The organism is Campylobacter sp. US42a (genome assembly GCF_004379055.1).
Lineage (GTDB): Bacteria > Campylobacterota > Campylobacteria > Campylobacterales > Campylobacteraceae > Campylobacter_D > Campylobacter_D jejuni.
The window spans coordinates 1-17,291 of the sequence record NZ_RYYK01000005.1; the positions used below are offsets into that span (position 1 = coordinate 1).

The following is a 17,291-nucleotide window of genomic DNA, read 5'->3' on the forward strand; positions in this document are numbered from 1 at the left end:
ATAATTTATACCTTGGAGTTTTTTATAAGTAGAATTGCTTTTATCATAAAGTTCATTATCATTAAAATAATGCTCTGGAATATTGAAATTTCGATTGTCTGTAGTATTTGCTTGAGTGGCTGCAAAAGCGTTGATGCTTAAGAAGGTAACAATAGAAAGTTTAAAACAAAATTTCTCTATACCCCCCCCCCGTGAAGTTAAAAAGCTTAATAGCTGGCATAGATGTCCTTGAATATTGATTATTATATTTTAACTATTTAACAATATCTGTAAATATCATTAAAAGTAAGCGTAATTATAATTATAATATTCTTAAATATATATTAATTATAAATAAAATATTTAAATAATATTAATAATAAAAAAGTTATTTTTTAATTTTATTTTTATAATATATATTTAATATTATTAAAAAACTTTATTAAATTAAGATTGGACGGAATTTTTTAATATAAACTAAAAAGCGATATCAAAGAATTTCCGTTGTATAATCCAATGTTTTTTAAATGTAAAATATTTTTTAAGGTAAAGCGATGAAAATGCGTGTGTATTATGAAGATACTGATGCGGGTGGAGTGGTGTATCATAGTAATTATTTAAAATTTTGCGAGAGAGCAAGAAGTGAAATTTTTTTCAATAAAAAAGTAGATATTTTTGATGCGTCTAAGGGACATTTTTTGCTTGCAAAAGCAAATTGCAATTTCTTAAAACCTGCAAAACTTGGAGATATGATAGAGATTAAAACAAAAATTTTAGAAGTCAAAAATGCTTCTGTGGAAATTTTACAAGAAATTTATAAAGATGAAATTTTGCTTTTTAAAATGGAATTAACTTTAGCTTTTATTAAAAACGAAAAACCAGCTAGAATGGATATGCAGTTAAAAAAGCTCTTTGAAGAATTATTTTAATTCTTCAAAGCTTGCTTGTTTGCCTTGCATAAGACGCACTTTGTAATCAACTTGAGAATTTTTGATTTTCTCATCAAATAAACTTTCGCTTTTTTTATTTAAGAATTCGGTATAAAAGTAATCAACTCCTATACTAGTAGCATAAGCAATCCAGTTATAATCTATACTTTGATTAAAAATTTCATTAAGATAGACTAAGTTATCATCGTGGTTATTGATGGAATTAGCAATGATGAAATTTTCTCTATCTCCTTGTTGTGTTAAACTTAAAAATGTTGGATTATAGTTGATTTGAGTGGATAAAAGCACATAAGGATGAATGTTGTAAATTCTTAGTTGAGAACTTGCTAGAGCTGTTTTGATCAATGGAGTGTTAAAAAATATTGAGGCATTATTAACTCCGCCTTGTGATCTTAAAAGTCTGCTAAAATCAAGCTTCTCACCTTCTATGGTATATATTCTAGCATTATTATTTTGAGCAAGAATTCTTGAATTTAGATTGCTTGATAAGGCAGAGCCATCGCTAAATATTGCGATATTAGCATTTGATTTGCTTAAAAGTGTGGCAATTTGAGCATCATAGTCAATACTTCCAAAAATAATATTTTGATTTGAAATTTGTATGTTGTTTTTATGGATAGTTGGTATGAAAATTTTCATATTTCCTGAGTAATTTTTCAACTCATTAGCACCTTTTAGAGTAAATCCAGCTATGGCATACTGATATCCTTGAGCTTGCGCTGCATCAAGCGCGGCTCGAATTTTATCACTATCTTCTGTGCCGGTTAAAAAAACTTTTACTTTGATTTCGGCTCTTTGTCTTAAAAGATAAGCTATGCTTGAATTTATTATAGTATTTGAGTAACTTTTTATAGTTTTTTCTGGGATAATTATCGCAAGTTTAACAGAAGTAATTTTTTGAACATTTTTTTCAAAATCAGTAATGGAATTTAATAATTTTGCATAAACATTGGATAAAAATTGATCGTTTTGATCTACAAATTCACTTAAAAAACTGAGATACAATCTTGATTCTAAAAGATCAAAAAGACAGTTTGTGTTGCATTCTTGAACGCTTAATTTAGGATAAAAATTTTCAACAGGTTTTACATCGACTAATTTTTGCTCTTTTGCATTAAGCAAAAAGCAAGATAAGAAAAATATTAGAAATATTTTTTTCATAAAAATCCTTTAATTTTTTTTAAATCTTGTATGAAATTTTTTTCATAACTTGGATTTTTTTCTATAAAATCTAAATCATAACTTGGCATTATGAAAAAATTTTTATAAGCAAAAACTTCACCTTTTAAAATGTGATAATCTTTAAATCCCAAGCTTTTAAATGTGTATTCTCCTAGACAAAGCAAAAAAGCAGGTTGAATCAGTTTTAGTTCGTTCCAGAAAAATGGTAAGCAAGATTGTAGCGAAAAATCATCAAATTTTCCATTACAAAAACATTTAAATAAATAAGAAAAATAAAAATCTTCATCGCAAAGCCCTAAAATTTGATAAATATAGTGTTTTAATTTTTCACCTTTTTTTGAATTAAGTAAAATTCCACTTTCATTTTCACTCTTTTGCCCAAAAACATCAAGAATTAGTAGTTTGGCATTTTTTATCTTAGGCTCCATAAGACTAAATTTTCTTGTTTTGGAAAATTGGCATAAGGTGCAAGATGAAACAAGTTGTTTTAATTCTTGAAAATTTTGTACTTGTTCAAAGTGGTTTATATGTGTGTCAACAAAGTTAAATCCCATAGCTTTTAAATAATAAAGACTTCTTATCATAAATCACACAATTTTTCTAAATTTTCTCCACTTAGACGATAATTTCTCCATTGTTTGAGATGTTTAGCGTTTAAACTTTCATAAAAATTAATACCTAAAATATTATCATTTAAGCAAACCCAGTCGAGTCTTTTTAAATTTTCTTTTTTGCAAATTTCTCCTAAAAATTTAAAAACAGCTTTCCCATAACCTTTTTTACGAAAATCTTCTCGTATATAAATATCTTCAAGATAAATTCCACCGCTGCCCCAAAAAGACGAAAAAGTATAAAAATAAATCATATAGCCTATAGTTTTTTCATTTTCTTTTAACAAAAAAGCACGAGCAAATTTATTTTTTAGTAAAGAATGTTCCAGTTTTTCTTTCGTGCATTGAAGAAAATCTAACATATCTTCGTATTTTGCAAATTCTATGATCATTTCTTGTAAAATATCTAAATCTTCTTGTCTTAAATCGATAATTTTAAATTCTGACATTTTTAACCTTTTAAAAATAATTTTTAGAATTTATCAAAAGAATTTAAAAATTACTCTTAATCAAAAGCAATTTATAAGTAAGATTAAGATAAAATACAAGTTTATTTTATAATTTTTTAAGGAAAAATCAAATGAAAAGAACTTATCAGCCACATGGCACTCCAAGAAAACGCACTCATGGTTTCCGTGTTCGTATGAAAACTAAAAATGGTCGCAAGGTGATCAATGCAAGACGCGCTAAAGGTAGAAAAAGACTTGCTGTGTGAAAAATTTTTATAAATTTAGCACAAACGAGGAATTTTCATCTGTATATAAAGTAGGTAAAAAATGGCATTGCGAAGGTGTGATCATTTTTTATCTGAATAGTTATGAAAAAAAAATAGCAGTTGTTGCTAGTAAAAAAGTTGGAAAAGCAGTGGTTAGAAATCGTTCAAAACGAATTTTAAGGGCTTTGTTTGCTAAGTTTGAAAGATATCTTCAAGATGGCAAATATATTTTTGTAGCTAAAAATGAAATCACTGAACTTTCTTTTTCTAGGTTAGAAAAAAATCTAAAATGGGGATTGAAAAAACTAGAATGTTTCAAATGATATGCCTAAAAATACTCCGTTTTTATCAGAAATTCTTAAGCCCTTTAAAACCCGCTGTTTGTAGGTATTATCCTAGTTGTTCTGAGTATGCGCTTTGGCAGTTTCAAAAAAAGAATTTTTTTCTAGCTTTTTTTTCTACTTTTTTTAGAATTTTAAGATGTAACCCTTTTTTTAAAGGGGGATTTGATTATCCTAGAGTTTCTAAAAATTTTTATCCTATGAATTTATGTTTTAAGCCTATATTTTTAGCAAAAAAACAACTTTGTTTTTTATATATACCTTATAAAAATAAAAGTTTTTATCTTATAAAAATCATCTTTAAAAGGACAAATCAGTGAATAATTCAAATAATATTTTTCAGCAAAAGCGTATACTTTTGGCTGTTGTGATTTCTTTTTTATTTTTTGTTGTTTATGATTATTTTTTCATTCCAAAGCAACCTTTAAAAATAGAACAAAACATTACACAACAAAATCAACAAAACACAAGCATAAATAACACTCCTAATATACAAAATACCACCACAAATACTCCAAGTGCAGCTTTAGTTTCGCAAGATAGTGTGATATCTAAGGTTCAAAGCAAGCATTTTGAAGCACAAATTGACTCTTTTGGTAGAATTTCTGCTTTTTATTTGAAAGATAAAAAATACCAAAATGAGAAAGGGGAATTTATAAATCTTGTGAGCAAGGAAAATAGTCCTTATCCTTTAGAAATGCGTTTTAGTGATCCAAGTATTAACTCAGAGGCTTTTAAAATTCCTTATATTGCTAACGCTAGCAATCTTTTTGTTGATGAAAATGGAAGTCAAGTTTTAAAACTCACTCAAAATCTTTCTGGATTGAAAATCGAAAAAGATATTACTTTTTATCCAAAAGGAAATTATGAGATAGAAGTTAAACTCAGCAAGAATGCAAATTATTTTATAAGTCCAGGATATCGTCCAAATATTGCCGTAGATAGTTATACAGTTCATGGTGCCTTGGTAATGGATAATAAAGAAACCATCGAAACTTATAAAGATGGAGATGTAGAAAAGGATGAAAGTGCTAATAATGTCGTAATGACTTCGGCTTTTGATAGATACTATGCAACTTTCTTTTATAATTTTGATAAACCTTTAAATGTAGCAATCAGCAAAGATGCTAATAAAAACCCTATAGTTTTTGCTTATAGTGATAATGAATTTAAAGCAGGGGGTTATATAGGTTCTAAAGAACATGTGATTTTAAGAAGTATAGATCCACGCCTTGAAGCAGTTGTTGAATATGGTTGGTTTACTTTTATTGCTAAGCCTATGTTTGAGTTTTTGAATTTCTTGCATCAGTATATAGGAAATTGGGGTTGGGCTATCGTTGTGATGACTTTAATTGTGCGTATTATTTTATTCCCACTAACTTATAAGTCTATGATTTCTATGAATAAACTTAAAGATCTTGCTCCTAAAATGAAAGATATTAGAGAGCGTTATAAAGGCGATCCACAAAAAATGAATATGCATATGATGGAGCTTTATAAAAAACATGGTGCAAATCCTATGAGTGGTTGTTTACCTATACTTTTACAAATTCCTATTTTCTTTGCTATTTATCGCGTTTTGCTTAATGCTATTGAGCTAAAAGCAGCTCCTTGGGCGTTTTGGATACATGATTTATCGGTAATGGATCCTTATTTTATTTTGCCTATTTTAATGGGTGCAACGATGTTTTTACAACAGCTTATTACACCTATGACTATACAAGATCCTATGCAAGCTAAGATTATGAAATTTTTACCAGTGATTTTTACTTTTTTCTTTATCACTTTCCCAGCAGGACTTACGCTTTATTGGTTTGTAAATAACCTTTGTTCTTTGGTTCAACAATGGGTTATCAATAAAATATTTGCTAAAGAACATCACAAAAAACAAGCGGAGCATGAAAAATGAAAATCGAAGCCATTGATCTTCAAAGTGCCTTAACAGAAGCTTCAAGAAGTTTAGAATGTTCTGTGATGGACTTAGAATATGAGATTATTCAGCATCCAAGAAAAGGTTTTTTTGGATTTGGAAGAAAAAAGGCAATTATAGAGGCTAAAGCAAAAAAAAGGATTTTGAAAAAAAATCCTAAAAAAGAATTTACAAGTTCAAAAAATCACAAACCAGAAACACATGAGCCAAAACAAGAAAACAAGATTGAAATAAAAAATGAAAAAAATAAAAGTCAAAAAGAAAAATACACAGTAAAAAGTGATGAAATTTTTGATAGTTTTCATCGAGAAAGCAAAGGAGTGCGTAATACTCAGGATATTTTAGATGAGATTCGTATTCAGCTTGTAAAACTTTTAGAAAGCTCCCAGTTTAAAATAGAGCTTAGTGAACTTAGAATGTATGATGAAGATTGTGTTTTGATTCGATTGGATGGGGAAGATGCTGCTTTGATGATAGGCAAAGAAGCGCATCGTTACAAGGCTATTTCTTATCTTTTGCATAATTGGATCAATTTAAAATATAATCTTTTAGTACGCCTTGAGATCGCTCAATTTTTAGAAAATCAAATTCAAGGTATGCAGCTTTATTTACAAAGCGTGATTGAAAAAATTAAAATTCATGGACGCGGACAAACCAAACCTTTAGATGGGGTTTTGATAAAAATCGCTTTAGAGCAGTTAAGAGCTGAATTTCCAGATAAGTATGTAGGAATTAAGCAAAATAATGATCAAAGATTTGTTGTAATAAACGACTTTTTCAAAAAAGATGAGTGATACTATAGCGGCTATTGCCACAGCTCATGGTGTGGGTTCGATTTCTATTGTAAGATTAAGCGGTGAAAGGGCTTTAGAATTTGCCTTAAAGCTTAGCCACAAAACCAAACTCACCCCCCGCCATGCTACTTTTACAAAACTTTTTAATCAAAATAATGAAATTATCGATGAAGCTATAATGATATATTTTAAAGCCCCTTATAGTTTTACAGGGGAAGATATAGTAGAGTTTCAAACTCATGGAGGATTTAGTGTGAGTGAAGCTTTACTCGAAGAACTTGTGAGTTTAGGAGCAAGATTTGCTTTAGCAGGGGAATTTAGCAAAAGAGCGTGTTTAAATGGTAAAATGACTCCTTTAAAAGCTTTAAATATACAAGATCTCATACTTTCAAAATCTGCACTTGCAGCTAAAATTATAGCACGCAACATGCAAGGAAACTTAGGAGAACTTTTAGAAAAAATTCGCACAGATTTGGTTAAAACCTTGGCTTTTGTAGAAACTAGCATTGATTATGCTGATGATGATTTACCTTCTGATTTATTAGAACAAATTTCTACTATGTGTGAAGAAAATTCTAAAATTTTAAAAGAAATTTATACACTTTCTCAAAGCAAAAAAGGACTCATAGAAGGTTTTAAAATCGCTATTGTAGGTAAGCCAAATGTAGGCAAATCTTCGCTTTTAAATGCCTTGCTTTCTTATGAAAGAGCTATTGTTTCAGATATAGCAGGCACCACTCGTGATACTATAGAAGAGAGCTTTAAATTAGGAACGCATTTATTACGCATTATAGATACAGCGGGTATTAGGGAAAGTAAAGATGTTATAGAACAAATCGGCGTAGCTTTAAGTAAAAAAAGTTTAGAAGATGCAGATATTATTTTGGCAGTCTTTGATGCTTCAAGAGTGCAAGATAAGGAAGATGAGAAAATTTTTGACTTATTAGCAAATACTGATAAAAAAATCTTTTGGATTTTAAATAAAAGTGATTTAGAAAATGTTTTCAAAAATACTCAAAATAAAAATTTTATCAAGCTTAGTGCTCAAAAAGACATTACTTTGTTAAAAGAAGAATTGCAAAATTATCTTAATTCTTTTGATAGCGAAGGTATTATGGTAAGTTCTTTAGATCTTATTAATGCTTGTAAAATTTCAAGTGAAGCGATTTTTAGAGCTAAGGGGCTTTTAGAGGAAAGTTCTTTAGAGCTTTTTGCTTTTGAGCTTAATTTAGCTATTAATGAACTTGCAAGATTTACCAAAGATTTTCAAAGAGATGAAATTTTAGACGAAATGTTTGGTAATTTTTGTTTAGGAAAATGAAAGGATAGAAATGGATAAAGAAACCATAAAAGCACATAAAATCAGCGATGAAGAATATGCACAAATTTTAGAAATTTTAGGACGTGAGCCAAATTTATTAGAACTTGGGGTTATTTCTGCGATGTGGAGTGAGCATTGCTCTTATAAATCCAGTAAAAAATATCTTAATGGTTTTCCAACTAAAGCACCTTGGGTGATTCAAGGTCCAGGTGAAAACGCAGGGGTTATTGATATCGGGCAAGGTATGGCAGCGGTTTTTAAAGTGGAAAGTCACAATCACCCTAGTTTTATCGAACCTTTTGCAGGTGCGGCTACAGGAGTAGGGGGAATTTTGCGTGATGTTTTTACTATGGGTGCAAGAGTGGTTGCGGGGCTAAATTCTTTAAAATTTGGCGATATTCATGATGAAAAATGTGGCAAACATCAAAAATACCTTGTTAAAGGCGTGGTAAATGGAATTTCTCATTATGGAAATTGCATGGGTGTGCCAACTATAGGTGGAGAATGTGCTTTTAATGAGTGTTTTAATGGAAATATCTTAGTTAATGCCTTTGCTTTAGGGGTTTGTAAAAGTGAAGATATCTTTTATGCTAAGGCTGAAGGTGTAGGAAATCCTGTGATTTATGTGGGTTCAAAAACAGGGCGTGATGGACTTGGTGGAGCGGTTATGGCAAGTGATAGCTTCAATGAAGAAAGCAAATCTTTGCGTCCTACAGTGCAAATTGGCGATCCTTTCAGTGAAAAACTTCTTATGGAGGCTTGTTTAGAGCTTTTTAAAACCGATTATATTGTGGGTATTCAAGATATGGGTGCTGCAGGGCTTACTTCAAGTTCTTTTGAAATGGCAGGAAGAAGTGGCAGTGGCATGAAACTTTACTTAGATAAAACTCCTATGCGTGAAAGCGGTATGACTCCTTATGAGTTAATGCTTAGCGAATCTCAAGAAAGAATGCTTATTTGTGCGAAAAAAGGCTATGAAGATAAGGTTATAGAAATTTTCAAAAAATGGGATTTAGATGCTGTGGTTATGGGTGAAGTTACCAATACAGGAAAAATGGAGCTTTTTTGGCATGATGAGCTTGTAGGGCTTATTCCTATCGAGCCTTTAAGTGAAAAGGCACCGATTTTAAGCCGTCCTACAAGCGAGCCAAAATATTTAAGTGAAATTAAAAATTATAAATTTGAGTTAAAATCAAGCATTCAAGAGCTTTTTATACAAATGCTTCAAAATGAAAATATTAATAATAAAGCTTTTATTTATGATCAATTTGATTCAAGCGTGCAAACCAATACCATAAAAGCTGATGGAAAATTAGGTGCTAGTGTTATTCGTATCAAAGAAAATGGTGCAAGTGTGGCTATGGCTATAGAATGTAATTCACGCTTAAATTATGTAAATCCTAAAATAGGAGCAGCTTTAGCAGTAGCTTCTGCAGGAAGAAAGGTTGCTTGCACAGGAGCTAAGCCTTTGGCAATAAGCGATTGTTTAAATTATGGAAATCCGCAAAATCCTGAAGTGATGTGGCAATTCGCACAAGGTTGCGAAGGTATTAAAGAAGCTTGTAAAGAGTTAAATACCCCAGTAGTCAGTGGCAATGTTTCACTTTATAATGAAACTGAAGGCGTAAGTATTTATCCAAGTCCTACTATAGTAAGCGTAGGGGTTTTAGAAGATGCAAATAAAACCTTAAAAGCTAGTTTTGAAAAAGAAAATTTAAGCGTTTATCTTTTGGGTGAAAGTTTAGGAGAATTTGGCGGATCTATGGTAATGAAAATCCAAGATAAAAAAGTATCAGGAAGTCTTAAAGAGCTTGATTATAAAGCTGAACTTGCACTTTGGGATTTGCTTTATAAAGCCAATCAAAATTCTTTACTTGAGTGTGCCAATAGCGTAGGAATAGGGGGTATTGCTATGACTTTGGCAAAAATGTTTGCTATTTCTAGTGTGGGTGCAAATTTAACAAGTGGTTTTGATGATGAAAAAATGATTTTTGATGAGAGTGCAAGTCGTGCTATAGTAGGGCTTAGTAAAGAAAATGAAGAAGCTTTTTTAAATTTAGCTAAAGAATTTGGAGTAAAAGCTTATAAATTAGGTGTGAGTACAAGCCAAAAACATTTTAAACTTGATAGCATTGAGTTAAGCAAGGCTGAACTTGATAAGCTTTATTTTGAAAGTTTTAAAGAGCAAATCCAATGACTTTAGTTTTAATTATACTCGTTGTTTTGGTGTTTTACTGGTATTATAAAACTTGGGGAAAACAGGATTTTTTAAACTCAGCTACAAGAGGAGCTAAAGGCTTTGCTAAGGGTTTTGCTCGTGGGGTTATGGAAGAAAGACTGGATGAGTTTAAAAGGCGTATGAATTACTATGTTATCGCACTTTTGGCAAAAATTGCAAAAAGCGATGGCAGAGTAAGTGAAAATGAAGCTGAAATGATCAAAGATCTTTTAGATGCAAATGCCAAAGATGAAAAAGAAAGAGCTTTTTTAAAAGCAAGTTTTAACGAACATAAAGAAAATTTAAGCGATGCTTTTTATGTGGCAAAAGATTTTTTAAAAGAAGTGCCTTTACCTAAAAATGAGCGTTTTAATGTCTTGCGTGTGCTTGTTTTTATGGCTTTAATCGATGCAGATTTTAATGCTAAAAAGCGTGAAATTTTAGAGCAAATCGCTAAAGCCTTTGATATAGCAAAAAGCGAATTAGATGCTTTTATTGCAAGTCTTTCAAATTTAAAAAGTTCTAAAAAAGAATTAAGTCTTGATGAAGCTTTTGCTATTTTAGAACTTCCAAATAATGCAGATTTAAATGCGGTAAAAAAACAATACCGCAATTTAGCAAAAAAATATCATCCTGATATTTTAAATGCAAACAATGTTAGCGAAGAAGAGCTTAAAATCGGCGTAGAGAAATTTCAAAAAATCAACGAAGCTTATGAAAAAGTTAAAAAACATTTAGAAAGGTAAAAATGAGAGCATTACTTAGTGTGAGTGATAAAGAAGGCATAGTAGAATTTGGCAAAGAGCTTGAAAATTTAGGTTTTGAGATTCTTTCAACTGGGGGGACTTTTAAGCTTTTAAAAGAAAATGGAATAAAAGTTATAGAAGTGAGTGATTTTACAAAGAGTCCTGAGCTTTTTGAAGGGCGTGTGAAGACTTTGCACCCTAAGATTCACGGTGGGATTTTGCATAAAAGAAGCGATGAAAATCATATCAAACAAGCAAAAGAAAATGAAATTTTAGGCATTGATCTAGTTTGTGTAAATTTATATCCTTTTAAAAAAACTACCATTATGAGCGATGATTTTGATGAAATTATAGAAAATATCGACATAGGCGGACCTGCGATGATAAGAAGTGCAGCAAAGAACTATAAAGATGTGATGGTGCTTTGCGATCCACTTGATTATGAAAAAGTGATTGAGACTTTAAAAAAAGGTCAAAATGATGAGAATTTTCGTTTAAATTTGATGATAAAAGCTTATGAGCATACAGCAAATTACGATGCTTATATTGCAAATTATATGAATGAACGCTTTAACGGAGGTTTTGGAGCGAGTAAATTTATAGTAGGACAAAAAGTATTTGATACAAAATATGGAGAAAATCCACATCAAAAAGGGGCTTTATACGAGTTTGATGCCTTTTTTAGAGCAAATTTCAAAGCCCTTAAAGGCGAAGCAAGTTTTAACAATCTAACCGATATTAACGCAGCTTTAAATTTAGCTAGTAGTTTCGATAAAGCTCCAGCTATTGCTATAGTAAAACATGGAAATCCTTGCGGTTTTGCTATAAAAGAAAATTTAGTACAAAGCTATATACATGCTTTAAAATGCGATAGTGTTAGTGCTTATGGAGGAGTGGTTGCAATCAATGGAACTCTTGATGAGGCTTTAGCAAATAAAATCAATGAAATTTATGTAGAAGTAATCATTGCAGCCAATGTAGATGAAAAAGCTTTAGCCGTGTTTGAAGGTAAAAAACGCATTAAAATTTTCACTCAAGAAAGTCCGTTTTTAATCCGCAGTTTTGATAAATATGATTTTAAACATATTGATGGGGGTTTTGTATATCAAAACAGCGATGAAGTAGGCGAAGATGAGCTTAAAAATGCAAAGCTTATGAGTCAAAGAGAGGCAAGTAAGGAAGAATTAAAAGATCTTGAAATCGCTATGAAAATAGCAGCATTTACCAAATCAAACAATGTTGTTTATGTAAAAAATGGCGCTATGGTGGCTATAGGTATGGGTATGACAAGTAGAATCGATGCAGCAAAGGCAGCAATCGCTAAAGCTAAAGAAATGGGACTTGATTTGCAAGGTTGCGTTTTAGCAAGTGAAGCCTTTTTTCCTTTTAGAGATAGCATAGATGAAGCAAGTAAAGTAGGGGTTAAAGCTATAGTAGAACCAGGCGGAAGTATAAGAGATGATGAAGTGGTAAAGGCGGCTGATGAGTATGGTATGGCGCTTTATTTTACAGGAGTAAGACATTTTTTACATTAAGTTTAATGGAATGTTATGTTTTTTACACATAATTCAATAAAAATTAAATAAATTATGTGTAAAATATTTCCGAAAAATTTTATTTTTAGGAAACTATGATGTTTAAAACTATAGGATTTAAGGTTTCTGCTGCAATTTTTGTGGTGTTGCTTATAAGTTTTATTGTAATGCAAGTGATTTTAAATTTGGACTTTAAAAATACTGCCAATAAAATGAGCAGGGCAAATTTAGATACCGTAAGTACTTCTGTTTTTCAAACAATGAGAATGGCTATGAATTTAGGAGATCCTGAAAAAATTAAAGAAGCCATTGAAGATGCAAAAAGTATAGAGGGTATTAGTGATATTAAAATTTATCCTTCAAAAGATACTATAGATCTTTTTGAGATGAAAGCCCCTCAAATTTCAAATGATAAGCGTATTATAGAACAATTTTCAAATCCTAAAATTCAAGCTTTAGAAGAAAATGTAAATGGTGTTGTGCATTTAAGATTGATACGCCCTTTGATTGCAGATGAAAGTTGTGTTGCTTGTCATGCAAATGCTAATGTAGGGAGTGTGATAGGGGTTATGGATATATCGCATTCTTTAGAAGGTGTTCAAAAAGATATAAGTAAAACCAGTCAATCTTATATTATAATATTTACTATTGCTTTGATTTTTACCCTTTGTGTGGTTCTTTTAATGCTTAAAGTTGTTGTTGGAAAGCCTGTTTTAGAGCTTTTAAATCATGCTAAAGAATTAGCTCAAGGAAGTGGCAATTTAAAAGCTCGTATTTCAGTTAAAGGTCAAGATGAAATTGCTTTAGCTTGTGGATATATCAATCAATTTATCGAAAAAACTCACAAGGCAGTTAGCGGTGCAAGTCATAATTCAAAAAATGTAGAAAAACAAAGCAATCTTTTAAATTCAAATGCTATTTCTTTAAGTGATATCAGTTCACAAAGTCATAAGCAAATAGATCAAAGTTTTAAACTTGGTGCAAATGTTGGCAATGAACTTGGAGAACTTGCTAGTTTGTCAAATAAAGCAAATAGTGCCAATGAAAAATCCTTTTTATTATTAGAACAAATGCTTAAATCTTTGTTTAATGTTGCTAATAAAGTATCAACAGTATCCCAAAATGAAAATGAATTGGCTAAAAAAGTTGAAAACATGGTCAATCAAGCAGGTAATATACAAAAAGCAACTCAAATGATGGATGAGATCGCAGATAAAACCAATTTACTATCCCTAAATGCTGGCATAGAAGCAGCTAGGGCTGGTGCATTTGGACGAGGTTTTTCTGTAATTGCTGAGGATGTTAGGCAGTTGGCTCAGAACAGTGAAGAATTTTTGGGAAATGTAGCTCAAATTACAAAAGAGCTTTTGCAAAGTATTAATGAGGTTAGCGCAGAATTAAAGAAAAATGCTCAAAGTGTACAAGCTTTAAATGATGACACCGCTTTATTGGTTGATGATGCTAATGAGGTTAAATTATGTAACGAAGATGCTAGGGCTTTGGTAACTCAATGTACTGAAAAAATAAAAATTTCCCAAGAGAATATACAAAATTTACTTTCTCGTATGCAAGAAAATGTTGAAGTAAGTGAAAAGAATGAAGAAATTTCTAAAATTCTGCTTCAAGTTGCAGATGAGTTAAAAATAGTGTGTCATAATCTCGAAAGCGAACTTAACCAATTTCAAATTTAAAGGAATAAAATGAAAAAAACGCTTCAAATTGCTTTAGCAGCAGCTTTTTTTGCAGGTTGTGCTAGTACTTCTGTTACTTCATCTACTTCTAAAGGTAATAATGAACTTGTGCAAAATCAGCTTTTCAAAATAGAAAAAATTATAGTTAATGGCAAAACTTTTGATCCAAAAAACGCAGAGGAAAGTCCAAATATCAGTTTTGAAAATAATAAATTTTATGGTTATTCAGGATGCAATCGTTTTTTTGGTTCTTATCAAACTAAGGCGGATACTTTACAAATCGAAGGTGATCGCGTAGCTTCAACTCAAATGCTTTGTCACCCAATGGATGTAATGGATTTTGAAAATTCTTTCCTTTCAAATTTCAAAGGAACTTTTAAAATTTCAAATGAAAATGGAAAACTTGTTTTAAGCAATGATGAAATGAAAATCTTTTTTAAATAATGCCCTAAAGCCTCGAAATATCGAGGCAATCTTCTTAAATTTGACAAAAGTCTAAAAAATGATACAATTATAATTTTATTATCAAAAAAGGTAGTTAAATGATAAAATCAATTCCTGAATGGAGTGAGCAAGAATACCTCATGCTTTCTTTACCCCATGAAAAAAGCGATTGGAATCCCTACTTAGAGGAAATTTTGCAAAGTTATAAAGAATTTGTAAAAGTGGTAAGTGAATTTCAAAAAGTTTTACTTATAGCTCCTAAACAGAGTGATTTTGAAAATTTTAAAGATATAAAAAATGTAGAGTTTTTTAAATGTGATACCAATGATACTTGGATACGCGATTTTGGAGCTATAGATATAGTAGAAAATGGTCGTTTAAAAGCTCTTGATTTTACTTTTAATGCTTGGGGAAATAAATTTCAAAGCGAGCTTGATAATGCTGTAAATTCTAAGCTTTTTAAAGAAAAATTTAAAGAGGAGCTTAAAAAGGTTGATTTTATTTTAGAAGGAGGAAGTATTGACTTTAATGGAGAGGGTGTGATGCTTACAAGCTCTCATTGTCTTTTAAATGAAAATAGAAATTCTCATCTAAACAAAACTCAAATTGATACAAAATTAAAAGAAATTTTTGGTTTAAAGCAAATTATTTGGCTAGAAAATGGTTTCATAAAAGGTGATGATACAGATCATCATATCGATACCTTAGCAAGATTTATAGATAAAAATACCATAGCGCATTGTATTTGTGAAGATGAAGAGGATGAGCATTATTTGCCTTTACAAAAAATGAAAGAAGAGCTTAAAAAAACAGGCTTTGATTTAATAGAACTTCCTATACCTAAGCCTTTATACTATGAAGGAAGAAGATTGGGGGCGACTTATGCGAATTTTGTTTTTATAAATAATGCTTTAATTGTGCCTTTTTACAAGGATAAAAATGATGAAATCATAGCTAAAAGACTTTCTAAAGCTTTACCTAGTCATAAAATTATAGGAGTAGATGCAAGAGTGTTTTTACGACAAAACGGTTCTTTGCATTGTTCTTGTCAAAATCGTTTCAAAGGTTTAAGATGAGTTTGCAAAAAAAAGCAACTCTTGTGGCAAGTTTATGTGCTATTGTTTTAGCCTTGGTTAAATTTATAGTAGGCTTAACAAGTGGTTCTGTTGCAGTACTTTCAAGTGCGATTGATTCTTTAATGGATTTTGCTATTTCTGCTTTTAATTTTTTGGCTCTTAAAAAAAGCTCACAAAAGGCGAATGAAAATTATAATTTTGGTTTTTCTAAAATTGAAGCTTTAATGGGTTTGTTAGAAGGTGTTTTTATAGTTGGCGTGGGGATTTTTATTTTTTATGAGAGTATTTTAAAGATTTATTATAAAGAAGAAATTAAAGATTTAAATTCAAGCATCTATGTGATGATTTTTGCTTTAATTATGACTTTTTTTCTTGTACTTTTTTTAAATTATGTAGCTAAAAAAACCAAAAGTTTGATTATAGAAAGTGATGCTTTGCATTACAAAACAGATTGTCTAACCAATGCTTGTACTTTAGGGGCTTTGGTTTTGATTTATTTTACAAATTTACATATTATTGATGCTATTTTTGGGATAGTGATCAGTCTTTATACGGCATTTTCTGCTTTTAAAATCATTAAAAAAGCTTTAGCTTTTTTAATGGATGAGGCTTTACCTAAGGAACAAGTGGATAAAATTTGTACTTTGATTTCTAATAATCCTGAAATAATTTCCTATCATGAATTAAAGACGCGTAAAACTCCAAGTTGTAATTATTTAAGCGTACATTTGGTTTTTTGCCCTATAATTTCGCTTTTAAATGCGCATAAAATTTCAGATGAAATAGAAGAAGGTGTGCGTAAGATGTTTGAAAATGAAAAATGGGATATACAAATTCATTTAGATCCTTATGATGATGCAGAACAAGAAAGGCAAAGACAATGAAAATCGCTTTAATACAACAAAAATTTCATTCAAATAAAGAACAAACTATAAAAAAAACTTGCGAATTTATAGAAGAAGCCTCTAAACAAGGAGCTGAGCTTGTTTGTTTGGGAGAACTTCATCAAAGTGAGTATTTTTGTCAAAGTGAAAATGTGGATTTTTTTGACTATGCTAATGATTATGAAAAAGATGTGAAATTTTGGGCAAATATAGCTAGAAAAAATCAAATAGTGCTTATTACTTCATTATTTGAAAAACGAAGTGCCGGACTTTATCATAATACTGCAGTGGTTTTTGAAAAAGATGGTTCTATAGCAGGTAAATATCGCAAAATGCACATACCTGATGATCCTTGTTTTTATGAAAAATTTTATTTTACTCCTGGAGATTTGGGTTTTGAACCTATAAATACAAGTTTAGGCAAGCTTGGAGTGCTTATTTGTTGGGATCAGTGGTATCCTGAAGCAGCAAGAATTATGGCTTTAAAAGGAGCTGAGATTCTTATTTATCCCACGGCAATTGGTTGGTTTGATAAGGATAAAGATGAAGAAAAACAAAGACAGCTCAATGCTTGGCTTGGCGTACAAAAAGGACATGCTATAGCTAATGGCTTATATGTAGTAGCTATCAATAGAGTAGGTTTTGAAAAAGATGTAAGTGGGGTAGAAGAGGGCATTAGATTTTGGGGAAATTCTTTTGTTTTTGGCCCTCAAGGTGAAGAACTTTGTCTTTTAGATTCTCAAAACGAATGTGTAAAAATCATAGAAATAGATAAAAAAAGAAGTGAAAATGTGCGTCGTTGGTGGCCTTTTTTGCGAGATAGACGTATAGAATATTTTGCAGATTTAACTAAAAGATTTATTGATTAAATCAA

General features: G+C 30.6%; 18 protein-coding genes and 1 pseudogene. 15 read left to right on the forward strand and 4 right to left on the reverse strand.

Going from position 1 to position 17,291, the window contains the following annotated elements; translation table 11 throughout:
• Positions 1 to 180, reverse strand: a pseudogene (locus ELQ10_RS05570) (hypothetical protein); the annotation flags it as partial.
• A 353-nt stretch (positions 181 to 533) separates the two neighbouring features.
• On the opposite strand from ELQ10_RS05570, the gene ELQ10_RS05575 reads away from it, so the two are divergent.
• Entirely contained in the window at positions 534 to 908 is a 375-nt protein-coding gene (locus ELQ10_RS05575) for a thioesterase family protein (protein WP_002853400.1), read from the forward strand.
• Here the strand turns inward: ELQ10_RS05575 and ELQ10_RS05580 are convergent.
• The 3 genes from ELQ10_RS05580 to ELQ10_RS05585 are packed head-to-tail and all read right to left on the reverse strand — an operon-like array spanning position 900 to position 3,171.
• Positions 900 to 2,090 carry a hypothetical protein gene (locus ELQ10_RS05580; RefSeq protein ID WP_205212580.1) on the reverse strand — a complete coding sequence of 397 codons (1,191 nt, stop codon included), beginning with the start codon at positions 2,088 to 2,090 and terminating at the stop codon, positions 900 to 902. The two genes, ELQ10_RS05575 and ELQ10_RS05580, sit on opposite strands and share 9 nt — an antisense overlap.
• Complete coding sequence (locus ELQ10_RS08580; RefSeq protein ID WP_002922565.1) at positions 2,087 to 2,695, reverse strand: uracil-DNA glycosylase family protein; 609 nt, start codon at positions 2,693 to 2,695, stop codon at positions 2,087 to 2,089. Before ELQ10_RS08580 ends, ELQ10_RS05580 begins: the two co-directional genes overlap by 4 nt.
• Positions 2,692 to 3,171, reverse strand: coding sequence for a GNAT family N-acetyltransferase (locus tag ELQ10_RS05585; RefSeq protein ID WP_002853404.1), 480 nt, complete (start codon positions 3,169 to 3,171; stop codon positions 2,692 to 2,694). Before ELQ10_RS05585 ends, ELQ10_RS08580 begins: the two co-directional genes overlap by 4 nt.
• A 131-nt stretch (positions 3,172 to 3,302) precedes the next feature.
• Between ELQ10_RS05585 and rpmH the strand changes: the two genes are divergently transcribed.
• The 14 genes from rpmH to ELQ10_RS05655 all read left to right on the forward strand — a co-directional run bounded on the left by rpmH (position 3,303) and on the right by ELQ10_RS05655 (position 17,286).
• Positions 3,303 to 3,437: a 50S ribosomal protein L34 gene (gene rpmH / locus ELQ10_RS05590; RefSeq protein WP_002776864.1), complete on the forward strand. Its 135-nt coding sequence runs from the start codon at positions 3,303 to 3,305 to the stop codon at positions 3,435 to 3,437.
• Positions 3,434 to 3,760 (forward strand): ribonuclease P protein component, encoded by a 327-nt coding sequence (gene rnpA / locus ELQ10_RS05595; protein WP_057096199.1) that lies wholly within the window; start codon positions 3,434 to 3,436, stop codon positions 3,758 to 3,760. The genes rpmH and rnpA overlap by 4 nt, the downstream gene beginning before the upstream one ends.
• Entirely contained in the window at positions 3,757 to 4,098 is a 342-nt protein-coding gene (gene yidD / locus ELQ10_RS05600; protein WP_079861371.1) for a membrane protein insertion efficiency factor YidD, read from the forward strand. The genes rnpA and yidD overlap by 4 nt, the downstream gene beginning before the upstream one ends.
• Positions 4,095 to 5,687, forward strand: a complete 1,593-nt coding sequence (yidC, locus tag ELQ10_RS05605) for a membrane protein insertase YidC (RefSeq protein WP_115794517.1) — start codon at positions 4,095 to 4,097, stop codon at positions 5,685 to 5,687. Before yidD ends, yidC begins: the two co-directional genes overlap by 4 nt.
• Complete coding sequence (locus tag ELQ10_RS05610) at positions 5,684 to 6,502, forward strand: Jag N-terminal domain-containing protein (protein ID WP_002853389.1); 819 nt, start codon at positions 5,684 to 5,686, stop codon at positions 6,500 to 6,502. Before yidC ends, ELQ10_RS05610 begins: the two co-directional genes overlap by 4 nt.
• The gene (mnmE, locus tag ELQ10_RS05615) at positions 6,495 to 7,823 is read left to right on the forward strand and encodes a tRNA uridine-5-carboxymethylaminomethyl(34) synthesis GTPase MnmE (protein ID WP_134250303.1); all 1,329 of its coding nucleotides are present in this window, start codon (positions 6,495 to 6,497) and stop codon (positions 7,821 to 7,823) included. Before ELQ10_RS05610 ends, mnmE begins: the two co-directional genes overlap by 8 nt.
• 10 nt (positions 7,824 to 7,833) lie before the next feature.
• Complete coding sequence (gene purL / locus ELQ10_RS05620) at positions 7,834 to 10,020, forward strand: phosphoribosylformylglycinamidine synthase subunit PurL (RefSeq protein WP_134250304.1); 2,187 nt, start codon at positions 7,834 to 7,836, stop codon at positions 10,018 to 10,020.
• A complete protein-coding gene (locus ELQ10_RS05625; RefSeq protein WP_134250305.1) occupies positions 10,017 to 10,787 on the forward strand; it encodes a DnaJ family molecular chaperone in 771 nt (256 codons plus the stop codon). The genes purL and ELQ10_RS05625 overlap by 4 nt, the downstream gene beginning before the upstream one ends.
• Before the next feature lie 2 nt (positions 10,788 to 10,789).
• Entirely contained in the window at positions 10,790 to 12,322 is a 1,533-nt protein-coding gene (gene purH / locus ELQ10_RS05630) for a bifunctional phosphoribosylaminoimidazolecarboxamide formyltransferase/IMP cyclohydrolase (protein WP_134250306.1), read from the forward strand.
• A 98-nt stretch (positions 12,323 to 12,420) separates the two neighbouring features.
• On the forward strand, positions 12,421 to 14,013 hold the full coding sequence (locus tag ELQ10_RS05635; RefSeq protein ID WP_002877959.1) for a methyl-accepting chemotaxis protein: 1,593 nt from the start codon (positions 12,421 to 12,423) through the stop codon (positions 14,011 to 14,013).
• 9 nt (positions 14,014 to 14,022) lie between these two features.
• Complete coding sequence (locus ELQ10_RS05640; protein ID WP_002866888.1) at positions 14,023 to 14,457, forward strand: META domain-containing protein; 435 nt, start codon at positions 14,023 to 14,025, stop codon at positions 14,455 to 14,457.
• Between the two features lie 98 nt (positions 14,458 to 14,555).
• Positions 14,556 to 15,533 carry an agmatine/peptidylarginine deiminase gene (locus ELQ10_RS05645; protein ID WP_133401888.1) on the forward strand — a complete coding sequence of 326 codons (978 nt, stop codon included), beginning with the start codon at positions 14,556 to 14,558 and terminating at the stop codon, positions 15,531 to 15,533.
• Positions 15,530 to 16,417 carry a cation diffusion facilitator family transporter gene (locus ELQ10_RS05650; RefSeq protein ID WP_002853697.1) on the forward strand — a complete coding sequence of 296 codons (888 nt, stop codon included), beginning with the start codon at positions 15,530 to 15,532 and terminating at the stop codon, positions 16,415 to 16,417. The genes ELQ10_RS05645 and ELQ10_RS05650 overlap by 4 nt, the downstream gene beginning before the upstream one ends.
• The gene (locus ELQ10_RS05655; RefSeq protein WP_070316490.1) at positions 16,414 to 17,286 is read left to right on the forward strand and encodes an N-carbamoylputrescine amidohydrolase; all 873 of its coding nucleotides are present in this window, start codon (positions 16,414 to 16,416) and stop codon (positions 17,284 to 17,286) included. The genes ELQ10_RS05650 and ELQ10_RS05655 overlap by 4 nt, the downstream gene beginning before the upstream one ends.
• Positions 17,287 to 17,291: the final 5 nt, after the last annotated feature.